The organism is Pseudomonas sp. AM4(2022) (assembly GCF_036346515.1).
Classification (GTDB): domain Bacteria; phylum Pseudomonadota; class Gammaproteobacteria; order Pseudomonadales; family Pseudomonadaceae; genus Aquipseudomonas; species Aquipseudomonas paracarnis.
Window position 1 is genome coordinate 1 of the sequence record NZ_JAOTNW010000014.1, and the last position, 17985, is coordinate 17985.

A 17985-nucleotide genomic window follows, 5' to 3' on the forward strand; every position below is an offset into this window, starting at 1 on the left:
GTTGGATCGCGGGGTGTCAGGTAGATAGGCGTTGGCTGGCAGGCCGTCATCGCAGGCAAGCCAGCTCCCACATTTGGATCGTGGGGTGTCAGGCCACTCACTCAGAACGCCAACTTGTACCCCACCATCATCAACATCACCGCCAGGCACGGCCGCAGTACCCCGTCGGGAATCTTGCCGGTCATATGGCTGCCCACGTAGATCCCCGGCAACGACCCCATCAGCAAAAAGCCCAGCAAATGCCAGTCCATATTCCCCATGCTGGCATGGCCCAGGCCCGCCACCAATGTCAGGGGCACGGCATGGGCGATCTCGGTGCCAACCAGGCGCCGCGTGGCCAGGAACGGGTACAGGATAAACAGCGCCACCGTGCCGAGGGCCCCGGCGCCGATTGAGGTCAGGGCCACCATGGTGCCAAGGATCGCCCCGGTCACCACCGTCAGCGCGTTGAGGTTACGCGGGCGCAGATGATAGGAGTCGCCAGCATGACGCTGGGCAAAGGCCAACAGGCTTTTCTTGAACAGGATCGCCAGGGCCGTCAGCAGCAATACCACGCCAAGGGCCTGCTTGATCACCGCGTTCATGGCGCTGGGGTCGGTGTGCAGGCTCGCCAGGAACCATAACGTCAGCAACACCGCCGGCACGCTGCCCAGGGTGAGCCAGCCGGTGATGGCCCAGTCGATGTTCTTGTTCTTGCTGTGTACCAGCACGCCACCGGACTTGGTAATGGCAGCGTACAGCAGGTCGGTGCCCACCGCAGTGGCTGGGTTGATGCCAAACCACAGCAGGATAGGGGTCATCAGCGAACCGCCGCCCACCCCCGTCATGCCCACGATAAAACCCACGATCAGGCCGGCAACCACGAAACCAATATTACCTACATCCATTCCAGCTACCCAAGGCCTTATAAATTTCTGGCCGCAGGATAGCGATTTTTCTTATAACCACTTATACCGATGCGATCTGAGTTTATGCTTTTTTGGAAAACTTCACTCTTTTTGCAAAGGGGTGCATCCAAAGGGTGCTTTGATCAAGCGACGTTAGGCAGCCACACACGAAACCGCGCCCCGCCCAAGGGAGACGCCAAGGCCGTCAAGGTGCCGCCCTGGGCCTCCAGGGCGCGCCGGCTGATCGCCAGGCCCAGGCCAAAGCCACCGGTTGCGCGGTCGCGGCTACGGTCCAGGCGGTAGAACGGCTCGAAGATGCGCTCGCGCTGGTCCGCCGGTATGCCGATGCCATCGTCGTCTACCCAGATTTCACAGCCTTTGGGGCGTACGCGCACGCCCACCTGGATGCGCCTGTCGCAGTAGCGCGTCGCATTGCGCAGCAGGTTCTGCAAGGCTCGGGCAGTCAGACGCGGGTCGAGGCTGAAGCGCTCAACAGCACAATCAAGCGCCACATCGATGACGATCTCGGGGTTTTCCAGCTCATCGTCGACGCTGCCCAACACGCTGTCGATAAACTCGTCGAGCGCCACCTCTACCCGCTCGGGCGATTGCGCCGGGTTTTGCAGGCGGCTGTAAGACAGCAATTCCAGCACCAATTCATCCAACTCACGAATATGCGCCACCAGGCTTTGCAGGCGCTCGCGGCTGGCCGGGGGCAAGTCTTCGGAAAGCGCCAGGGCCAGCCCGAAATCCAGACGGGTGAGCGGCGTGCGCAGCTCATGGGAGACCGCATTGAGCAAGTCGCGCTGCTGGTTCAAGAGATGCTCGATATCGTCGGCCATGGTGTCGAACACCGCCGCCAGGCCGCCGATGCTGGAGCTGGGTGCAAGGCCCGTGCGCGCCTCCAGATGGCCCTTGCCCAATAACGCGGCGGTACTTTTCAAACGCTCCAGGTCACGCCAGTGCGGCCGCAGCCACACCAGCAGGCACGCCAGCAAGGCGGCGCCGACCAGCACGTTCATCGACCAGTACAGCAGGTTCATGTCCAACGGGTCTGGCGGCACGGTCAGCTTGACCGCGAACTGCTGGTTGATCGGCGAACTGATTTCCTCCATCCAGCCCCACTCGCCCAGGCGGATCACCGGTTTGCCTTGCTCCAGTAACTGTTCTTCCTCAGGGGTATAGCGGGCGTCCTGGCGCAGTAACAGTTGCACCCTCAACGGTGCAAAATCGCGGCTCAATTGGTCGGTGACCTGGGACCAACGCTCCACCGGTGCCCGCTGGTACTGTTTGACCATGAGCTTTTGCAGGCCACGGGACTGTTCGATGTTGTAGTCCAGGTAGCGGTGTTCGAACAGCTGGATCACCAGCTTGGGAATCAGGTAAATCGCCGCACTGTAGGTGACGATGGTGATCAGGTAGAGGCGCAGCAGTACGCGAAACATGGTTCAGCATTCCCACTCGGAACGGCTGAACAGATACCCCTTGCCCCACACCGTCTTGATCTTGCGCGCCTCGCCCGCATGGTCGTCGAACTTGCGCCGCAGCTTGGAGATGGCCACGTCCACCGAACGATCGGTGCCGTTGAACTCGATACCGCGCAGGCGTTGCAGGATCTGATCGCGGCTGAGCACTTCGCCGGCATGCCGGGCCAGCACCACCAGCAAGTTGTATTCCCCGCTGGACAGCTCCACCGCCTGTTCGCGCCAGGTCACGGTGCGCTCGGACAAGTCGATGCACAGGTTGCCCATGACGATCTGGTCGCTGGCCACCTGGGGTTCGGACAGGCTGCTGCGACGTAGCAGCGTGCGCACCCGGGCCAGCAATACGCGCGGCTCGCAGGGTTTGGTCACGTAGTCGTCGGCACCCATTTCCAGGCCCAGCACCTGATCGTGGCTGTCATCACGGGCGGTCAGCATCAGGATCGGCAGGCCCGCCGAATCGGCGCGCAGCAAGCGGCACACCTGCAGGCCGTCGAGGCCCGGCAGCATCAGGTCGAGGATCACCAGGTCCGGCGGGTTGAGACGTGCACGTTCGCGTACATGATCGCCACGGCTGAGCACGCTGACGTGGTAGCCATTGCGTTCCAGGTAGCTGGCAATCAGCTCGGAGAGTGCGGCGTCGTCTTCCACCAGGAGGATGTTGGGCATGGTGTTTCCAAATAATGCTGTTTGTTGGTGTGTTGCAGGATTGTGCAAGGATATACGCCCCCGACGCCACGTGCGCCGTACCTTACACTTCTTCACAGACCCGCTACACAGCTTCACAGCACCACGGCGCAGGTGCCCCTAGGATGCGCCAGTCAATATTGGGATAAGAGCATGTCGAAGAATCTATTTGCGCCGTTTTGCCTGTTGGCCCTCACACTGGCGCTGAGCGCGTGTGGTCAGTCGGCAGACGAGGCGCCACAAATGCCCCTGGCCAAAGTGCGGATCGAAACCCTGCAGGCCAAGCCCCTCTCTATTACCAGCGAACTGAGCGGGCGCATCGCCGCACCGCGTATCGCCGAAGTACGCGCCCGGGTCGCCGGGGTGGTCATGCAGCGGGTGTTCAACGAAGGCCACGACGTCAAGCAAGGCGACGTGTTGTTCCGTATTGACCCGGCGCCGTTCAAGGCCGACCTGGACAGTGCCCAGGCCAACCTGAGCAAGGCCGAGGCCAATGCATTCCAGGCGCGCCTGCAAGAACAGCGCTACAGCCAATTGGTCGAAGGCAACGCCATCAGCGGCCAGGAGTACGACAACGCCCGCGCCGCCCTGCGCCAGACCAACGCCGAAGTGGCCGCCAACAAGGCCGCCGTCGAGCGTGCCAGGCTGAACCTGGGCTATGCCACCGTGACCGCACCGATTTCCGGGCGCATCGGCCGCGCCATGGTGACCGAAGGCGCGCTGGTCGGCCAGAACGAGGCCACACCGCTGGCAATCATCCAGCAACTGGACCCGATCCACGCCGACCTCACTCAGTCCACCCGTGAGCTGAACGACCTGCGCCGCGCCTTTCGTGCCGGCAGCTTGAAGCAGGTCGGCCAGGACCAGGCCAAGGCTACCTTGATCCAGGACGACGGCAGCCTGTACCCGTTGCCGGGTAAATTGCTCTTCGCCGAAATCAGCGTCGATCCTGGCACCGGGCAGATCATCCTGCGCAGCGAGTTCCCCAACCCGGACCTCGACTTGTTGCCCGGCAGCTTTGTGCGGGTGCGCGTGGAACAGGCCGTGGACAAACAAGGCCTCAGCGTGCCGCAACGCGCCATCACCCGTGACAGCGCCGGTATCCCAATGGTGTTGCTGCTGGACGCCGAGCAAACCGTCAGCCAGCAGCCGGTGGAGTTGGGTGCGGTGATCGACAACCGCTGGATCGTCACCAGTGGCCTCAAGCCCGGTGACCGCATCATCGTCGAGGGCGTGCAACACGCACGCCCCGGTGAAAAAGTTGAAGTGGACGACAGCCCGCTCGTAAAGGAATAACCCGTCATGCCGCAGTTCTTTATTGACCGCCCGATCTTCGCCTGGGTGGTGGCCCTGTTTATCCTGCTGGCGGGCTTCCTGGCGATCCCGCAATTGCCGGTGGCGCAGTACCCCAACGTCGCGCCACCCAAGGTGGAAATCTACGCGGTGTACCCCGGCGCCTCGGCCCAGACCCTGGATGAGAGCGTGGTCAGCCTGATCGAGCAGGAGCTCAACGGCGCCGATCACCTGCTGTATTTCGAATCCCAGAGCAGCCTGGGCTCGGCGACCATTACCGCCACGTTCCAGCCGGGCACCGACCCGGAAATGGCCCAGGTGGATGTGCAGAACCGCCTCAAGGTCGTCGAGCCGCGCCTGCCGCAGGCCGTGACTCAGCAAGGCTTGCAGGTGGAAAAAGTCTCCGCCGGCTTCCTGCTGCTGGTCACATTGACCTCCAACGACGGCAAGCTCGACGACGTGGCGCTCAGTGATTACCTGGCGCGCAACGTGATGAACGAGCTCAAGCGCCTGGACGGGGTCGGCAAGGCCCAGTTGTATGGCGCCGAACGCGCCATGCGTATCTGGATCGACCCGCAGAAACTGATCGGTTTCAACCTCACGCCGGCCGACGTCAACGCCGCGATCAGCGCCCAGAACGCCCAGGTCTCAGCGGGCAGCATCGGTGACTTGCCGGGCACCCACACCCAGGAGATCACCGCGGCAGTGCTGGTCAAGGGACAACTTTCGACCCCGGCGGAGTTCGCCGACATCGTGCTCAAGGCCAACCCCGACGGCTCCACCGTGCGCATCGGCGACGTGGCACGGGTGGAAGTCGGCAGCCAGGAATACCAGTTCTCCACGCGCCTGAACGGCAAGCCGTCTACTGCCGTCAGCGTGCAACTGTCGCCCGGCGCTAATGCCTTGAGTACCGCAACGCTGGTGCGGGCGAAAATGGACGAGTTGTCGCGCTACTTCCCTGCGAATGTGGAATACAAGATTCCCTACGACACCTCGCCCTTTGTCAAAGTCTCGATCACCAAGGTGGTCTACACCTTGCTGGAGGCGATGGCGCTAGTGTTCGCGGTGATGTTCCTGTTCCTGCAGAACGTGCGCTACACCTTGATTCCCACGCTGGTGGTGCCGATCGCGCTGATGGGCACCTTCGCCACCATGTTGCTGCTGGGCTTCTCGATCAACGTATTGACGATGTTCGGCATGGTATTGGCCATCGGTATCCTGGTGGACGATGCCATCGTGGTGGTGGAAAACGTCGAGCGCATCATGGCCACCGAGGGCTTGTCGCCCAAGGAGGCGACGAAGAAAGCCATGGGCCAGATCACCGGAGCCATCATCGGTATCACCCTGGTGCTGGTGGCGGTGTTCCTGCCGATGGCCTTCATGCCGGGTTCGGTGGGCGTGATCTACCAGCAGTTCTCGCTGTCGATGGCCACCTCGATTCTGTTCTCGGCGTTCCTGGCCCTGACCTTGACGCCGGCGCTGTGCGGCACGTTGCTCAAGCCGATTGCCAAGGGCGAACACCATGCCAAGGGTGGTTTCTTCGGCTGGTTCAACCAACGCTTTGAACAACTCACCAATCGCTACGAAGGCTGGGTGGCCTATGCCCTCAAGCGCAGCGGTCGCTACCTGCTGATCTACCTGGTCTTGCTGGTGGGCATGGGGCTGTTGTTCAGCCGCCTGCCCTCCTCGTTCCTGCCGGTGGAAGACCAGGGCTACACCATCACTGATATCCAGTTGCCACCGGGCGCCAGCAAGAACCGTACGGTGCAGGTGGCCGAACAGATCGAGGCGCACAACGCCGAGGAACCTGGGGTGGGTGATACCACCATGATCATGGGTTTCAGCTTTTCCGGTTCCGGGCAGAACGCGGCCCTGGCGTTTACCACGCTCAAGGACTGGTCGGAACGTGGCAGCGATGACTCCGCTTCCTCAATTGCCGATCGCGCCAACATGGCCTTCAGCGAACTCAAGGACGCGATCGCCTACGCGGTTCTGCCGCCACCGGTAGATGGCCTGGGCACATCCAGTGGTTTTGAGTTCCGCTTGCAGGACCGTGGTGGCGTCGGCCATGCAGGTTTGATGGCCGCGCGTACCGAATTGCTGGACGCTGCAGCGAAAAGCCCGATCCTGGCTAACGTGCGCGAAAGCGCCCTGGCCGAAGCCCCGCAAGTGCAGCTGGAAGTGGACCGCAAGCAGGCCAACGCCCTAGGTGTGTCGTTTGCCGATGTGGGCAACGTGCTGTCGTCGGCGATCGGCTCGGCGTATATCAACGACTTCCCCAACCAAGGCCGTATGCAGCGCGTGGTGGTGCAGGCCGAAGGCGACCAGCGCAGCCAGGTGGCCGACCTGATGAAAATCCACGTGCGCAACAACGCCGGGAAGATGGTGCCGCTGTCAGCCTTTGTCGAAGCCAAGTGGACCCAGGGCCCAACGCAGTTGACCCGTTACAACGGTTACCCGGCCATCGCCATCAGCGGCGAAGCCGCGCCGGGGCACAGCACCGGCGAGGCCATGAACGAAATCCAGCGCCTGGTCAGCCAGTTGCCTGCCGGGCTGGGCCAGGAATGGACGGGCTTGTCGTTGCAAGAGCGCTTGTCCGGCTCCCAGGCACCGTTGCTGTTGGGCCTGTCGTTGCTGATCGTGTTCCTGTGCCTGGCCGCACTGTATGAAAGCTGGTCGATCCCTACCTCGGTGTTGCTGGTGGTGCCGCTTGGGGTGCTGGGCGCGGTGTTGGCCGTGTCGCTACGCGGGATGCCCAACGACGTGTTCTTCAAGGTCGGCTTGATCACCATCATCGGCCTGTCGGCGAAGAACGCGATCCTGATCATCGAGTTTGCCAAGGACCTGTATGACCAGGGCGAGGACTTGATCGACGCCACCTTGAAGGCGGCGCGGTTGCGATTGCGGCCGATCATCATGACGTCCCTGGCGTTTATCCTCGGCGTAGTGCCACTGGCAATTGCCACCGGGGCCAGTTCGGCCAGCCAGCAGGCAATTGGTACCGGTGTGATTGGCGGGATGATCACGGCGACATTGGCGGTGGTGTTTGTGCCGGTGTTCTTCGTGGTGGTGATGAAGCTGGTGCGCAAGCGCCATAAACCAAACTGATCAACGCCGCTGCCAAATATGGGAGCTGGCTTGCCTGCGATGAAGGCGGCACAGGCGACATAAGTGTTGCCTGAACCAACGCTATCGCAGGCCAGCTCCCACAGGGTTATTGATTGCATTCATGATCAGGTACATCCGAATAAGCTATGGTGCTCACACATAGTTATCTGTGAGCCGCCATGCCCTTCCTCGCCCGCACCCACCCTCGCCTCTCATCCGCCGCCGTATTGGGCCTTGCCGTCGGCCTCCTGGTGCCGGCCGACACCCTTGCCAGCAAAATCCTGATCGGCTGGAACGCCGGGGTCTGGACCTACCTGATACTGATGCTGTGGTTGACCATTCGCGCCAAGGCCGAAGACGTCAAGCGCATCGCCGAAATCGAAGACGAGAACGCAGGCCTGGTGCTGTTCATGGTGTGCATTGCCGCCATCGCCAGCCTGGCGACCATCACCTACGAACTGGTCGGCAGTAAGGACCTGGCTGCTTCCGAGCGCCTGCTGCACTACGGTTTTACCGGGCTGACGGTAATCGGCTCGTGGCTATTGATCGGGGTGATTTTCAGTGTGCACTACGCCAGGCTCTATTACACTTGGCCAGGCAAGGAGCCCGCCCTACGTTTTGCCGAAGGCTTGCTCACGCCCAACTATTGGGACTTCCTGTACTTTTCCTTCACCATCGGCGTAGCGGTACAAACCTCGGATGTGGGCGTCGCCACCCGTGGCCTGCGCAAGGTGGTGCTGGGGCAGTCGTTGATCGGTTTTTTGTTCAACACCGCTATTCTGGGCTTTTCGATCAACATCGCCGCCGGGTTGTTTGGCTAGACTGCACAAACCTTCTAGACGCCCACCCCGGTGTCGCCGCTAATAGCCCTTCACTTTCCGCCTCGGTGTTGTATGCCTGCGCACAATTGGATCGACTTGTCCCAGGACGCCGACACCGGTATCGAGACCCTGCGCGCGCATTTCGAAGGCCATGCGTATGACCCCCATTGGCACGACAGCTACCTGGTGGGCGTCACCGAACAAGGCGTGCAGCAATTCAACTGCCGGCGCATGCGCCATGACAGCGTGCCGGGGCAGGTATTCCTGCTGGAGCCAGGGGAGCTCCACGACGGCAATGCCCCGACGGTCGACGGTTTCACTTACCGCATGCTCTACCTTGACCCGCAGTGGCTGGAACGGGAGATCGCCAGTGTCTTCGAGGAAGCACCCGCCCATCATCAGCTGAGTTTCGCCCGCACCTTGGCCAGCGAACCGCGCCTGGCCCTGGCCACCAGCCAGGCGTTTGAGAGTTTGCACCACGGTGAGCTGCGGATCGTGCGACAGAGCGCGCTGGACTACTTGCTGGAACGCCTCACCGGCCAGCTCTATTGGCGCATGCGCTACCGGGATGACCCACGTTTGCCGCAGGTGGCGCACAAGGCCCGGGAATACCTGCACGCCCATCTGCATCAGGACGTCGGCATGGATGAGCTGGCCCTGGCCTGCGGCGTCGACCGCTTTCGCCTGAGCCGCGCCTTCAAGAGTGCCTTCGGCCTGCCGCCCCACGCGTATCTGGTGCAACTGCGCCTGGCCCGTGCGCGGTATCTATTGGCCAAGGGCGATCAACCGGCAGACGTGGCGATGGCCCTGGGGTTCGCTGACCAAAGTCATTTGGGCCGCTGGTTCATGCGGGCTTATGGGCTGACACCGGCCGCGTACCGCAAATGCTGCACAAATCTTCCAGACCGGTAACGCCCGGGCTTGTGAAGATGGGCGCTCTAAATGAGCCCGCCGGAGTCCCCCGTCATGCTGTCCACGTTCGTGCCTTTCATGCTGTTCGCCTTTGTCGCCTCCATCACCCCCGGCCCGACCAATATCCTGGTGCTGAGCAACAGCGCCCGTTACGGCTTCAAGGCTGCATTGCCCATTATTCTGGGGGCTGGTGTGGGGGCGTCGGGGATTGTGCTGCTGGTGGGTTCCGGTGTGGGCCAGTCGCTGGCGCAGATGCCCAGAGTGCAAACGGCGATGCAGTGGGTCGGCATGGCCTGGCTAAGTTACCTGGCCTGGCAGATCTTCAGCGCACCGCCGCATGTCATAGGGGAGCAGTCTGCGCACAGGCGACTCGGCCTGTTCGGCTCAGCGTGCTTGCAACTGATAAACCCCAAGACCTGGATGATGGCACTCGCTGTGGTCAGCGTATTTGCCGGCAACGGTGCAGAGCAGCAAAAACGGGTAATGTCTTTGTCACTGATATTTTTTTTGATATCGCTGCCTTGCCTCAGCGCCTGGGCAGTCTTGGGGGCAGGCTCCAATCGATGGCTGGCGTCCCCCCATGCGCAGCGACGTTTCAATCAATGCATGGCGTTGTTGCTCATGAGTTCAACCTGGATAAGTACGATCATGTGAGATTCTTCGGTAGGGGATCTAAACAGAGTTAAATTTCCAGACTGTCATTCTTAACAGTAGACACGCCCGTCAAGAAGCATTTAATACATCGTACGCCCAAGCAAACCGGGCGCCAGAGAGCCACACGCAGCAAGATTTGTATACTGTTAGTTTTGACAGTTTACGGCGTCGATGCACTGCTGTTACATGAACCTGGCAGAGCCCCATCTACCTCTTTTACTCGCACAATCATCAGCGATGGAGAAGCGATCATGACCGTACTAGCGCAACCGTTAACCTTGGCGCAACAAAAGGCATTACGTCCCAAACGAATTGTTGCGACTGGCCTCTTCGAGGCGAAGGTCGATTTATCCCCCGTCGAATTTCAAACCACCACCGTGGTGCACGACTTCGAACAAGCTGTCTATAGAATCAATGGCCGACACGCCGATAACTCAGTGACCATAAAAGAAATATTCATTCAGATACCCGACAACGTTCGGGTAGGCCAGGAGATCGACCTGGAAAAACAAGAGTTCACGAATGTTAAGATCTGGTATTCAGTAAAGTCACCCCAGGATCATTATACAGTGAGCGCCATTGAGGGTACTTTGATCATTCGGGGACTCGCGGCCGGCGTCATTAAAATCAAAGGTACGCTGCATGCTACAACCGATCATGATGTTAACGGGCATGGGCACGTTCTGGACGTCGACTTCGATCTGACCAGTTGATGATCTTCGCAAAAAAAACGCCCGCATCTTTCGATACGGGCGTTGTTGTGTGTTACGTCTTTACCAGGTGTAACGCACCCCTACGTTAGCGCCCCAAGGCTGTTCAACCCGGCCGCCGCTGCTGTGCTCAAGGTCGGCATGCAGCTGCAGGTTCTGCGAGAGCTTCACCGCCATACCCGCCCCGAATTCGGCGCGCGAGCCGGAAAGGTCGTTGTTGAACACATTGTTGTTCACCGAGACCTTATTGTTGTTGGCAAACTCATGCACCATCGCTGCGCGCAGGTAAGGCTGCACAACGCTGCCGGAGTCGAGCTGGATATCCCGCCCGACGGTCGCGCCGGCCTTGGCCATGATCGAGCGCGTACGCTCCCCCTTGGCCTCCAAGCCATTATCCAGGCTGTAATTGGCACCCTGGATCACCACCGTAGACATTTGCGCGTAAGGCTCGATAAAGAACCCGTCGTCCAGCTTGATGTTACGACCGAACTCAGCCGACAGGCCGCCACCGGTATTGTTGTACTTGCCCTTGGATGAGGTGCCGTCACTCAGGCCCACCTTGGACTCATTCTGGAAGCGGTTAACCTTGGCCACCGCATCGAAATACAGGCCGCTCTCCTCGTCCAGCCAGGTCGCATACGCACCCAGGTAGTAACTCTTCACGTTCCCCGAAGTACCGCGCTTGAGGTTCAGGTCAGAGGTGCTGTGACCGGCCATTACGCCCACCAGCCACTGGCTGTCGGCCAAGGGTGTGTCTGCACCGAGGGTAAAGCCCCGCTGGTTCTGGCTGTAGCCAATCCCGGTGCTGTCGGACACTTCGTACTTGTTGCCATAACCGCGTATCCACACGCCAGCCTGTCCAGGCTCGAAACGCAGCTCGCCCATACGCGAACGCAGGGAAGTCGCCTCGCCGTACCACACAGTCGGTGCGGTGTTGAACAGCGCCAATACCGAGCGGGTACCGGGGCTGATCACACGGTTGTTCGGGTCGAGGAACCAATCGGTACCTTCCTTTTTCAGGCCATAGGAATAAGCGCCGACATCGACTACATCGCCCACCAGGGAAAACTGCGCATCACCGCCGCCGGTGTGAACGACGCGGATATCTTGCGGGTTGGTCGGTTCCGCACCGCTGGCTGCGAGCAACAGCTTGTGGTCGCCTTTGGCCTCGCCCTCAACGTTCAAGAAGTCCGTAATGCCACGGGCGAAATCGGTCCCCATGACGAAGGTGCCATTACCCTCAAGGCTGTCTACGTCCAACTGGTAGAACGCATCGGTATCACCGAACTTCACTGTACCGCCGGCGAGGCTCAAGGCGCCCACTTGGCTATTACCAGTCAACGCCCAATAAGACTGATCGCCGATGGCAAGGCTTGTGACATTCTGCAGTTGCCCCGTCAGCCCGGCACGGTTTTGCAAGCTCAAATGCGCCGTGCTGCCGTCCTCGACGATAACGTTGCCACGTAGGTCGCTGTTATCGACATTCATGCTCGCCACGGCGCCGCCGTTGACTTCCAGCAATGAACCGTTACCGCCGACCAAGGTCGAGCCGTTGCGTATATCGATCTCAACGGCCATGGCCTCGTCGGGAAAACCATTGACGGCAATGGCGGCACCGCTGCGACCTTCGACGCTGGAGTTATCCAATACCAACTTGCCCGTATTCGCGCTGTTGAGGTCATTGGTGAACACCACGCCGTTCTTGCCACCGATAATCCTGCTTTGGCTGGCAGTTGCCGTTGCACCATCGAGCAACACGCCAAAACTATCGACGCCGGTACCTTCGACCAACGTGTGGTCGTTAAAGTGCAGCTCACTGTTGCCAGTCGCCACTGCGCCACCGATGTGACCACGGATGGTGCTATTGAATACTTCGGCTACCCCACCCTTGTCAGAGTCGTGACTCTGGAACGCTTGCAGACCCATGGTGGTATGGCTGGTGATGTTGCTGCCGTTAATAAGCGCATCGCTGTCATCCAGACGCACCGCACCAAACACTGCGTGGCTTGAATCAACGGTGGCGCCGTCGAGGCTCACTAAAGAGCCTTGGGTGGCTCGGATGTCATTGATGCGGCTGCCCGCATTGACAATCAGTGCCGAATCGTTGACCAGGATATGTTGGGCCCGAGCACCATTGACGGTCAGTTCGGACCTGAAATCCAACTGCCAGTCATTATTGAGTTCGTTGCTTTCAATGGTTTTTGATTCACCAATCAGGTGGCCTGCCTGGGCGGTGGAATGCACAGCCGCAAACATAAAAAACGTAATAGTAGGAACTTTCATCATCTTGCTCAAAGGTTTGAGCTCGAATTCAGTTAACAGTCGCATGTGAGTTCATCCTCTGGGTTAGAGCCTTCGAAACGGTTTGGCTCGTTCCCTCGGAATGAAGCCTTACCGGTGCGGCGCAGAGGTTACGCAGCGAACATACCCATGGCTGTAGGATTTATCTTAGATGGATGTAGCGGTTGATATTTTAGAGTGATGGAAAAAGATACTTAATAAAAAAGCTGAAGGTCTTTCCTACAAGGAGCAATACGTAACTGTCAGACACACAAAAGGGAAGCCGTGCTTCCCTTTTGTATTTAGCGTTTATCATTGAGTTCAAGGTCTTACGATAGTTACCCCATCACAGTATGTCTCAGGATTGGAAAATACAGTGTACACATAAGCCAATTCACCGTTACCGGTTGCCCCGGTGTTGACAATCGTCGAGTAGGTAACCTCGCAAGGCCCAAGCACTGACTGGGTCAGGAATGGACGATAAGGGATTTCAACGACAAATCCATTGTCCTTATCCCCTTGGCTCAACGATGGGTGGGTAAAGGTCTGCGTGAATGGACCCGGTGGAAAGCCAAAGGCTTCACTGGAGATCGTAACGGTTACCGTCACGCTATTGCCTACCTCCAACCTCGGATCGCCTGGAATGAAGAGCTCGGCATAAAGCGTCGGTGGTGCTCCGGGCGCGAGGGTTCGCAGCGATTGGCAACTCCACTCGTTGTTGGCGTCAAGGTTTAAGAACTTAGCAGGCGGCAGTACGACCCTCACTGCATCAATCACATCGACCATGGTAACGCCCGACGGGTTTTCATTCGTGGTGCCGGGGCCAATGACCAAATAGCTGACAGGCTGCAGGTCATTGCCGTGACGGGCAACGACCTCCCAGGGTATGGTGAACGTCGCGTCAGCTCCGGGCACTGTCGTGCTGAGGGGGAAAGGCCCGACTCGCTCTTTCGTAGCCCCCCACAACAGGACAAACTCGTTATTCGCATGGGGCAGCGCTGCAATGCTCCAGAGTGGGATCACAATAGTGACAGGTTGATCCGCGTCGCCAATGCGCAGGGTGTTCAACTCTGGGGTGGGCCCCCCGCCAAACACCTGCGCCAGGTTCAACGCTGGGTTTACATCTCCGGGCTCAAGAGTGCCTGGAAGCACAGGCCCCTCCACCGACAGGTCAAGACGTACCGTTTTATCAGGAGAAGGGAAAAACACGCCATTTCGGTCGATACGGTAGCGCAGGGTCACCGTCTGCGGCCCCAGCGTCGCGGTGTACGCGGCTTTGATCGCATCATTCATATTGCTGAAGACCACCGGAAAATCAACCAGCTCAGCGGTTTGCGGCCCAAACGGCTGTGCTTCCCACTGCATCTCGAACTTGTCCAGGCCAGTGGCGTGGTCAGGATAATCTTCAACGTGGGCTTCAATCCCCTGCCGATAATCCTGAATATCGAGAAGATCATCCGTGCTGCCGGCACTTGGTGCCGGCGCCAAGGGCAGGAACGGCGCCAAGGGCCGCGGGATCGTCCAACAAGGAGACTGTTCGAAAATCATTGAACGAGGGACGGCTGACGTTACCTGCCCGGTCAGTGATGGTGTAGAAAATATAATATTGCCCGCTCAGGACAATCTGGTCCCTGGCCAGGAAAAAAGTGCTTACATCAGGGGATGGCAACATAGGCACACCTGAGCCACTCACCAGATATTCGGGGCGCGGGTCCATCACCGGGCTGAAGTACACGTTAATCATATCCCCCGCTTCGAATCGCCCAGTCTGTGGACCAAAGTCATTCGAGGGGATCTCAATCTCCAGGCCGCCTTGATCGATCAGGAAGGCATCGTTAATGACCGTGCCCGGCGGCACATTTGCGAAGACTGGAACAACCGGCTGCTCGCGTGAAGTCGCTACGGCATAGGGTGCAATGGTATCAACCCGAAAAGCACCCGGGTTGGAGGAGTCAAGGGAGGGGCCTGGTATGCCGGCCTGATTACGGTATTGAGTATTCCTGAGCTCGTAGTAGCCATGTGGAAATTCAGGTACCCGCGCGGGAATAAACCTGCTGATTATCGGAGGAACGGGCGTCAGGTTGATTTGATAAGGCGCCACCAAGGTGGTCCAGGTAGGCGGGCTCACAGTGATATCCCGGATTTCAATGCCCATCCAGTCCGTGCCCCTTGATGCTGTCCCGGTCCGTAACTGAACGTTAATGCCAACACGGGCGACGACCGCCGGGATAAGGCCAGTGGCATCATCCAACGCCTCGTCAATCGTGGGTGCATTGAGAACCAAAGGCGCTGGTGTCGTAGTCGAACCACGTTTTCTACTCATTTCAGTCTCTCCTTGCTGCTTTAGAATAGGCACCGCGCGCTCTGGCGGGCCGCAAACGCTCGTTCAGTCACTTGAGTTACGGCCAGGAGACTGAAACCGGGACACACTCTCTTCAGCCGAATGATTCTTCGACCAACTACGTTCAGTTCAAAATGCTCTAATAAACTCGCACCCTGGCTCAGGGCTCGGGACCATTGCCGCCTTCCCAGCAGTAAACCGGGTTGGGCGGTGGTGGCGATGTAGGCACCACACGATCGAACTGCACAAACCTGGAAGCTGAACGGCCAATAATCGTGCCCGCTCTTGAAACGAGGTAGCTTGCTTCTCCACCGGCATTTATTTTCAATGGCCGGATTACGCGCTCGACGTCACGAATCCAGAAGTTGTAGCCGGATGCATCCGCCACTGCATCCCAGTAATGCTCAAGGGTTTCCACAACATTCGGATCTGGGTCGACGTCCGGATATTGGCCATACCCCTGGAACCTCAGCGTGATCAAATCCCCGTGCTGGATGTTCGGGTCTGCCGGGATTGCCACCTCGACTCCGTACCAGATTGGCGGTTGGGTGCTGCAGGTCAAAAACCGGTTTGGGTGAAGCAAAGCCTGAGGAAATTCAGGCCGAGTGAACTGGATGGGTGGAAGATCGGTTGCCAACCCGACCCGCGCCAACAATGAAAAGGTCGGGTTCACATTACCGGCGCGATCCTCCAAACGATAAAAACAGAAAAGCCATAGCGCGCCAGGGTAGGCGCGGAACACGTCATTGGGCACGTCCACAAAAATGCGGCCGCTATCACTGGTCAGCGGTGGCGAAACCAGAGTGGGTAGGCCGGTTGGCAGCATGTTCATATCCGAAAAGTACATCAGCACCTTGTCCCCGACTTCACGTCCCAGATAGCCCTCGGGGACCTCCATGCGCACCAAAGGGTTAGCATCCAGATAGGGTTGGGTGATCGGATCGATCGGAAAAATGGCGGGCGCAAGTAGACTGCCCACGCCTGGGGCGTCGCGGTCGATTCTAATCGTCACGGGCGACGAGGTATCGACACTCGGGCTATCTGGCCGGGTGTTATGAATCCGGTAGCGCAGGTCAACGATGGCACTGCTCAGCAGGAAAGCCTGAGGAATCGTCATGGACAGAGGGAAGTCGGCATCCGTCAGTGGGCCAGGCAGCTCAACGGGTGGGGTATCAACGGACCTGGCACCTCGGACATGCCATTCGAAAATCACGTACTGAAACCTTCCGGGGCCGGGCAAAACCGCCCAAGGTGTCTCAAGCAAGATGCGTAGATCAGTGAAATTGAATCGAGCGGGTAATAATCCATCTGGCAATGCGTCGACGACTGTTGGCGCCTCAAGCACAAGGATGCCTCCTGAGCCCGTAGGCCCATTGGCACTCTGGCCAGCGGTGGAAGTAGTCATTTAAACCTCCCGTCATTCAAGCATTTTCTAAACCGCCCCCTGCTCTTAGCATGCCAATACCAGAGGTTCTGTTGGGGCCATTGAACACCTCCTCTGGCCCAGCCGATACTGTCAAAACTCACAGGTAGGACCACCGCTCGTCGGCTCTCCCGGCTGACCAGTGGCTTCACACGACCAAGATTCTCTTGACGAAGACGATGGGCTAGTGTTTTCTGAAACCGGTTTCATCCCGTTACTCATTCCAATAAGAAAGGCTTTGCCGTGACTCCATTTTCCGCCGCCCAGCGCAGCCGCGTGACCATGCTCGACGTCGCCGAGCGCGCGGGCGTGTCCAAGGCCAGCGTGTCGCGCTTCATCGGTGATGACCGCGCCCTGCTATCCGATGCCATCGCCCTGCGCATCGAACAGGCCATCGACGAACTCGGTTATCGCCCCAACCAGATGGCCCGTGGCCTCAAGCGAGGGCGCACGCGCCTGATCGGCATGCTGGTGGCCGATATCCGCAACCCCTATTCCATTGCCGTGATGCACGGCGTCGAAACCGCGTGCCGCCAGCACGGCTACAGCCTGGTGGTGTGCAACACCGACCGCGATGACGAGCAAGAGCAGCAACACCTGGCGGCGCTGCGCTCGTACAACATCGAAGGGCTGATCGTGAACACCCTGGGCCATCACCTCGACCAACTGCTGGAACTGCAACGGGAAATGCCCCTGGTGTTAGTGGACCGCAAGGTCGCCCCCTTGCACAGCGACCTGGTGGGCCTGGATAACCCGGCGGCGGTGCGTATGGCGGTGGAACACCTGGAGCAGCAGGGTTACCGCGACGTGCTGCTGGTGAGCGAGGCCACCGATGGCACCAGTTCACGTTTGGAGCGTCTGGAGAGTTTCAACACCGAGATTGCCAAACACCCGGCGTTGACAGGTGCCGTGGTTGAACTGGATGGTGAACTGGAAAAGCGTCTGCAAGCCTTTCTCGCCAAACCCGGCCCCAAGGCACTGTTCTGCGCCAACGGCGTGGCAGCACTGGCCTGCACCCGTGCACTCAAGGCGCTGGGCTGCGACCTGTTCGGCGAGGTGGGCTTGATCGCCCTGGATGACCTGGACTGGTACCCGCTGGTGGGTAATGGGATTACCGCCCTCGCCCAACCGACGCAAGCGATTGGCGCCAGCGCTTTTGACTGTTTGCTCAAGCGCCTGCGCGGCGATACCGCCCCCACGCGCACCCTGGATTTTTTACCCGAGCTGATTATTCGCGGCTCGACACAATCCCCTGTGGGAGCGGGCTTGCTCGCGAACGCGATAGATCAGCCACTCTGGCGCTAACTGACACACCGCCTTCGCGAGCAAGCCCGCTCCCACATTTTGTTTTGCGTATAAAAATGAAACCGGTTTCAGAGGTAAACAAC

Annotated in this window: 14 protein-coding genes; 7 read left to right on the plus strand and 7 right to left on the minus strand. The window is 59.3% G+C overall.

What is annotated here, in order from left to right; all coding sequences use genetic code 11:
- Positions 1-101: 101 nt before the first annotated feature.
- The 3 genes from ODQ19_RS19045 to ODQ19_RS19055 all read right to left on the minus strand — a co-directional run bounded on the left by ODQ19_RS19045 (position 102) and on the right by ODQ19_RS19055 (position 3037).
- Positions 102-887: a sulfite exporter TauE/SafE family protein gene (locus tag ODQ19_RS19045; RefSeq protein ID WP_330210931.1), complete on the minus strand. Its 786-nt coding sequence runs from the start codon at positions 885-887 to the stop codon at positions 102-104.
- A 143-nt stretch (positions 888-1030) separates the two neighbouring features.
- Complete coding sequence (locus ODQ19_RS19050) at positions 1031-2332, minus strand: ATP-binding protein (RefSeq protein WP_116668196.1); 1302 nt, start codon at positions 2330-2332, stop codon at positions 1031-1033.
- Between the two features lie 3 nt (positions 2333-2335).
- The gene (locus ODQ19_RS19055; RefSeq protein ID WP_003190934.1) at positions 2336-3037 is read right to left on the minus strand and encodes a response regulator transcription factor; all 702 of its coding nucleotides are present in this window, start codon (positions 3035-3037) and stop codon (positions 2336-2338) included.
- Between the two features lie 171 nt (positions 3038-3208).
- On the opposite strand from ODQ19_RS19055, the gene ODQ19_RS19060 reads away from it, so the two are divergent.
- The 6 genes from ODQ19_RS19060 to ODQ19_RS19085 all read left to right on the plus strand — a co-directional run bounded on the left by ODQ19_RS19060 (position 3209) and on the right by ODQ19_RS19085 (position 10556).
- Positions 3209-4351, plus strand: coding sequence for an efflux RND transporter periplasmic adaptor subunit (locus tag ODQ19_RS19060; protein ID WP_330210932.1), 1143 nt, complete (start codon positions 3209-3211; stop codon positions 4349-4351).
- 6 nt (positions 4352-4357) lie between these two features.
- Positions 4358-7456, plus strand: coding sequence for an efflux RND transporter permease subunit (locus tag ODQ19_RS19065; RefSeq protein ID WP_330210933.1), 3099 nt, complete (start codon positions 4358-4360; stop codon positions 7454-7456).
- A gap of 179 nt (positions 7457-7635) precedes the next feature.
- The gene (locus ODQ19_RS19070; protein WP_330210934.1) at positions 7636-8277 is read left to right on the plus strand and encodes a DUF1345 domain-containing protein; all 642 of its coding nucleotides are present in this window, start codon (positions 7636-7638) and stop codon (positions 8275-8277) included.
- A 72-nt stretch (positions 8278-8349) separates the two neighbouring features.
- On the plus strand, positions 8350-9189 hold the full coding sequence (locus ODQ19_RS19075; protein WP_116668200.1) for an AraC family transcriptional regulator: 840 nt from the start codon (positions 8350-8352) through the stop codon (positions 9187-9189).
- Positions 9190-9243: 54 nt separating this feature from the next.
- Positions 9244-9843 (plus strand): LysE family translocator, encoded by a 600-nt coding sequence (locus ODQ19_RS19080; protein WP_148853729.1) that lies wholly within the window; start codon positions 9244-9246, stop codon positions 9841-9843.
- A gap of 251 nt (positions 9844-10094) precedes the next feature.
- The gene (locus ODQ19_RS19085; protein WP_330210935.1) at positions 10095-10556 is read left to right on the plus strand and encodes a hypothetical protein; all 462 of its coding nucleotides are present in this window, start codon (positions 10095-10097) and stop codon (positions 10554-10556) included.
- A gap of 60 nt (positions 10557-10616) precedes the next feature.
- Here ODQ19_RS19085 and ODQ19_RS19090 read toward each other — a convergent pair whose 3' ends face one another.
- From ODQ19_RS19090 to ODQ19_RS19105, 4 genes are all read right to left on the minus strand, one after another.
- Positions 10617-12881 (minus strand): autotransporter outer membrane beta-barrel domain-containing protein, encoded by a 2265-nt coding sequence (locus ODQ19_RS19090; RefSeq protein ID WP_330210936.1) that lies wholly within the window; start codon positions 12879-12881, stop codon positions 10617-10619.
- 273 nt (positions 12882-13154) lie between these two features.
- The gene (locus ODQ19_RS19095; protein ID WP_330210937.1) at positions 13155-14339 is read right to left on the minus strand and encodes a hypothetical protein; all 1185 of its coding nucleotides are present in this window, start codon (positions 14337-14339) and stop codon (positions 13155-13157) included.
- Complete coding sequence (locus ODQ19_RS19100; protein WP_330210938.1) at positions 14287-15156, minus strand: hypothetical protein; 870 nt, start codon at positions 15154-15156, stop codon at positions 14287-14289. The genes ODQ19_RS19095 and ODQ19_RS19100 overlap by 53 nt, the downstream gene beginning before the upstream one ends.
- A 178-nt stretch (positions 15157-15334) precedes the next feature.
- A complete protein-coding gene (locus tag ODQ19_RS19105) occupies positions 15335-16579 on the minus strand; it encodes a hypothetical protein (protein WP_330210939.1) in 1245 nt (414 codons plus the stop codon).
- 261 nt (positions 16580-16840) lie between these two features.
- On the opposite strand from ODQ19_RS19105, the gene ODQ19_RS19110 reads away from it, so the two are divergent.
- Positions 16841-17902, plus strand: a complete 1062-nt coding sequence (locus ODQ19_RS19110; RefSeq protein ID WP_330210940.1) for a LacI family DNA-binding transcriptional regulator — start codon at positions 16841-16843, stop codon at positions 17900-17902.
- Positions 17903-17985: the final 83 nt, after the last annotated feature.

Excerpts from the sequence above, each read along its gene's own strand:
- ODQ19_RS19045 (WP_330210931.1), bottom strand. The coding sequence starts at position 887 with ATGGATGTAGGTAATATTGGTTTCGTGGTTGCCGGCCTGATCGTGGGT.
- ODQ19_RS19050 (WP_116668196.1), bottom strand. The coding sequence starts at position 2,332 with ATGTTTCGCGTACTGCTGCGCCTCTACCTGATCACCATCGTCACCTAC.
- ODQ19_RS19055 (WP_003190934.1), bottom strand. The coding sequence starts at position 3,037 with ATGCCCAACATCCTCCTGGTGGAAGACGACGCCGCACTCTCCGAGCTG.
- ODQ19_RS19060 (WP_330210932.1), top strand. The coding sequence starts at position 3,209 with ATGTCGAAGAATCTATTTGCGCCGTTTTGCCTGTTGGCCCTCACACTG.
- ODQ19_RS19065 (WP_330210933.1), top strand. The coding sequence starts at position 4,358 with ATGCCGCAGTTCTTTATTGACCGCCCGATCTTCGCCTGGGTGGTGGCC.
- ODQ19_RS19070 (WP_330210934.1), top strand. The coding sequence starts at position 7,636 with ATGCCCTTCCTCGCCCGCACCCACCCTCGCCTCTCATCCGCCGCCGTA.
- ODQ19_RS19075 (WP_116668200.1), top strand. The coding sequence starts at position 8,350 with ATGCCTGCGCACAATTGGATCGACTTGTCCCAGGACGCCGACACCGGT.
- ODQ19_RS19080 (WP_148853729.1), top strand. The coding sequence starts at position 9,244 with ATGCTGTCCACGTTCGTGCCTTTCATGCTGTTCGCCTTTGTCGCCTCC.
- ODQ19_RS19085 (WP_330210935.1), top strand. The coding sequence starts at position 10,095 with ATGACCGTACTAGCGCAACCGTTAACCTTGGCGCAACAAAAGGCATTA.
- ODQ19_RS19090 (WP_330210936.1), bottom strand. The coding sequence starts at position 12,881 with ATGCGACTGTTAACTGAATTCGAGCTCAAACCTTTGAGCAAGATGATG.
- ODQ19_RS19100 (WP_330210938.1), bottom strand. The coding sequence starts at position 15,156 with ATGAGTAGAAAACGTGGTTCGACTACGACACCAGCGCCTTTGGTTCTC.
- ODQ19_RS19105 (WP_330210939.1), bottom strand. The coding sequence starts at position 16,579 with ATGACTACTTCCACCGCTGGCCAGAGTGCCAATGGGCCTACGGGCTCA.